This is a genomic window from Okeania sp. SIO2B9 (assembly GCF_010672505.1).
Lineage (GTDB): Bacteria > Cyanobacteriota > Cyanobacteriia > Cyanobacteriales > Microcoleaceae > Okeania > Okeania hirsuta.
Map to the genome: position 1 here is coordinate 1 of NZ_JAAHGK010000845.1, position 3,449 is coordinate 3,449.

The following is a 3,449-nucleotide window of genomic DNA, read 5'->3' on the forward strand; positions in this document are numbered from 1 at the left end:
TCTATAGCAGACCAGGGCTTTTATGAGTTAGACGACAGCTAGAGTATAAGTGTCAATGGTACGGCTGTGAATTAGTAGTAGTAGACAGATTTTTTCCATCGTCAAAGACTTGCTCTAGTTGTGGTCATGTACAAGATATGCCATTAAATCTAAGAACTTTTGATTGCCCTGATTGTGGCATATCTATAGACCGCGATTTGAACGCAAGTATTAATTTAAGAAATGCGGTCGGCTTGACCGTTGATGCCTGTGGACGGAGTGCTGCCGACAGTTCCGGTGGAAGCAGGAAGTAAACATTAAAATATCACACTATGTGAAGTTTTATGTCGGTTTTATGAAGCAGACTTTCTACATATTTACATTATTTTGCGGATATAATCCATTTGAGCCTATGTTAAAAATCAGATGGGGAGGTAAGGAGATAGGGAATATTTTTTAACCTTTTCCCTTATGCCTTCCGTCCATCTCTTGACTCCTGATTAAACCCTCCTGACTCCTAGCAAAAAAAATGCGGGTCGCTGACAAAGATACTAAATGGGTTCTATGTGATTGCCAGTGGAACCTTTGTGGAGAATTCCAAAAATTTCCTCATCTCTAGCAATAGTAACTTATGGACATGGCATTGCATATGACCTTATTACCTAAATATTGTCTATACAACCCAAATAAGAAGCCATATAACCAAAAGTTTAGGAAATAATCTATATAATTCTACAGATAAATTCATTATACAAAGCGATCAGTAAAACTTAATATAAGTAATTCAGCAGATCTTAATCAAAATACTGGGAAAAACTGCATAAGCTTGGGAAAAGTAGAAGTAGAAGTATAAGGATCAGGATGTAGTTGAGAAAAATACAGGTGGAAACTATGAATTTTCGTACATTTGACGGTAGTAACAATAACTTAGATCATCCTCAATATGGTGGAACTGGTGAAAATTTGCTTCGTTTAGCACCAGCAAATTATGAAGATGGCATCTCTGAATTAGTTGACGGTCCGAATGCTAGATTTATTAGTAACACTGTGTTTAACCAATCAGAATCTATTCTAAACCCCCGAAATTTAAGTGATTATACATGGTTATGGGGACAATTTCTTGACCATGATATCACTTTGAGTGAGTTACAGTCAGGACCAACAGCAGAAACTATTAGCATTCCCATTCCTAACGACGACCCTGTTTTTGTAAAAGGTTCATTGATTCCTGTTACTAGATCGCTCTTTGATGAAAATACTGGCACTGACCTCACTAACCCCCGCCACCAATTTAATGAAATTACAGCTTGGATAGATGGCAGCAATGTATATGGTAGCGACCAAGAACGTGCTGACTTCTTACGCAGCTTTGACGGTGGAAAATTGAAGGTGACTGCTCACTCCACAGGAGATTTACTGCTAACTAGAGGTGACGATGAAGATGCACCTCACATGGCAATGGAAGAAGCAATGGGTGCAAACACTTTTTTGGCAGGGGATGTACGAGCAAATGAAAACTCAGCTTTAACCTCAATACACACTCTTTTTGTACGAGAGCATAACCGTATCGCTGAAATTATTGAAGCTACTCATACAGACTTACCTTTAGACCCTATTGCTCGGGATGAAGAGATTTATCAACGGGCGCGTAAAATAGTGGGGGCTCAAATCCAGAAAATTACTTATGACGAATTCTTGCCTGCTTTGGGCGTGACTCTCGACCCTTATACTGGTTATGATTCAACTGTTAATCCTAATATCAGTACAGAATTTTCTACAGCAGGTTTTCGTTTGGGACATACTATGGTTAGTCCTACTCTACAACATTTGAATGAAGATGGTAGCTCTACAGAATTTTGCCCACTAAACTTATCTGAAGTTTTCTTCCGGCCAGATAGTATTACTGAAAAAGGAGGAATAGATCCGATATTGCGTGGTTTAGCTTCTCAGGTACAGCAGAAAACAGACGCGAAAGTAATTGATGATTTGCGGAATCAATTATTTGGTCCTCCTAGTGAAGGGCCAGTAGTAAATGGAACAGATTTGGCAGCTCTGAATATTCAGCGCGGGAGGGATCATGGTTTGGCCCGCTACAATGATGTTAGGGAAGCATTGGGTTTACCTAGGAAAGATAATTTTAGTGACATTTCATCTGACCCAGAATTGGTGGCATCACTAGAGGCGGTTTATAGCAATGTTGACGAAATTGACCTATGGGTGGGAATGTTGGCAGAAGATAATTTACAAAATTCTAGTATTGGGGAGTTGAATGAAGCGATTTTAGAAGACCAGTTTGAAAGATTGCGAGATGGCGATCGCTTCTGGTATGAAAATGATACTCACTTTGCTGAGTGGGAGTTAGGCGATGGTGTTTTGGTTTCAGATTGGTTAGGTGGTCTTCAGTTGTCGGATATTATCAAGTCGAACACTGGAATTGAAAATATTTCTGAAAATGTGTTCTTTGTGAGTACTTCTACTACTCCTGTGCCTAACATTAACGATGGCGGACCTACTTCTTTAATTATCCTGGCTAGTTTTTTGATGATTGGTCGTCTATGGAAGATGTTACCAACAATTAACAGACAGTCGAGCGATCGCAGTTAATTAATAAATAGGACTTACGCACCTGGAACGTATTTTCGTCCGAAGCGACCGACAGGGTTTGCGCAGCAGTCCGGAACGGAAAGCAATCTCAAATTTTAGTCTTTCCTACCTTATGCGTAAGTCCTGTAATATAGCAGTCGAAAGAAAGGTGAGGAAATATTAAAAGCTTAAAACTTAGACAATCCAAGATTTTTCCTTCTTCCTTCTTATTTCTGCTATACATAGTAGGAGCATTGCATACAACGCTCCTACAAATGATCAACGACCGCTAATGAACTAGCGATCGCTCTGAGAGTTTATTTCACAGATATTTTTTTTTTGCGTTGCTGAAGCAGGTGTATGATATTAATCCTAATTACTTAGGAGTTAGGTCTACCGAAAACAGTAGCTGCGGACAATGCGAATGCGTACTTTAATAGATTTTTCATGGTTAAAACACCTAGTAATTCATAATTTATGTGTGTGATATAGAATCCGGTTATGTAGTATATGTTTATAATTCTATCCACACTTCAATATTTAATATAAAATCAGGTTATACAGTTATCGCACTTTCTACTTCCATTCAATGCAGACATAAAATGCCGGAATATCCACAGATAATTCCAACTCTCATCCTTTCTTCCTGCTGACTCCTGAGGACTGAGGACTGAGGACTCTCATCATACAATAACTAATTATCCGGATACTATATTACTCATTACTCATTACTCATTACTCATTACTCATTAATCCTCAGTAATATCATGTCCGGTAGCATCGGTCTTGTATAGCAAAGGTAAGGAAGAAGGAAGAAGGAAGAAGGAAGAAGAAAGAGGGAAGAGGGAAGAAGGCTACCCTCGCAAGAAAAAACCATCATTTCCTGT

The 3,449-nt window shown here is 38.9% G+C and carries 1 protein-coding gene and 1 pseudogene; both read left to right on the plus strand.

The features are described from left to right. Positions 1–89: 89 nt before the first annotated feature. A pseudogene (locus F6K13_RS24360) lies at positions 90–293 on the plus strand (zinc ribbon domain-containing protein); the annotation flags it as partial. 577 nt (positions 294–870) lie between these two features. Further along, positions 871–2,583 (plus strand): peroxidase family protein, encoded by a 1,713-nt coding sequence (locus F6K13_RS24365; RefSeq protein WP_124154897.1) that lies wholly within the window; start codon positions 871–873, stop codon positions 2,581–2,583. Positions 2,584–3,449: the final 866 nt, after the last annotated feature.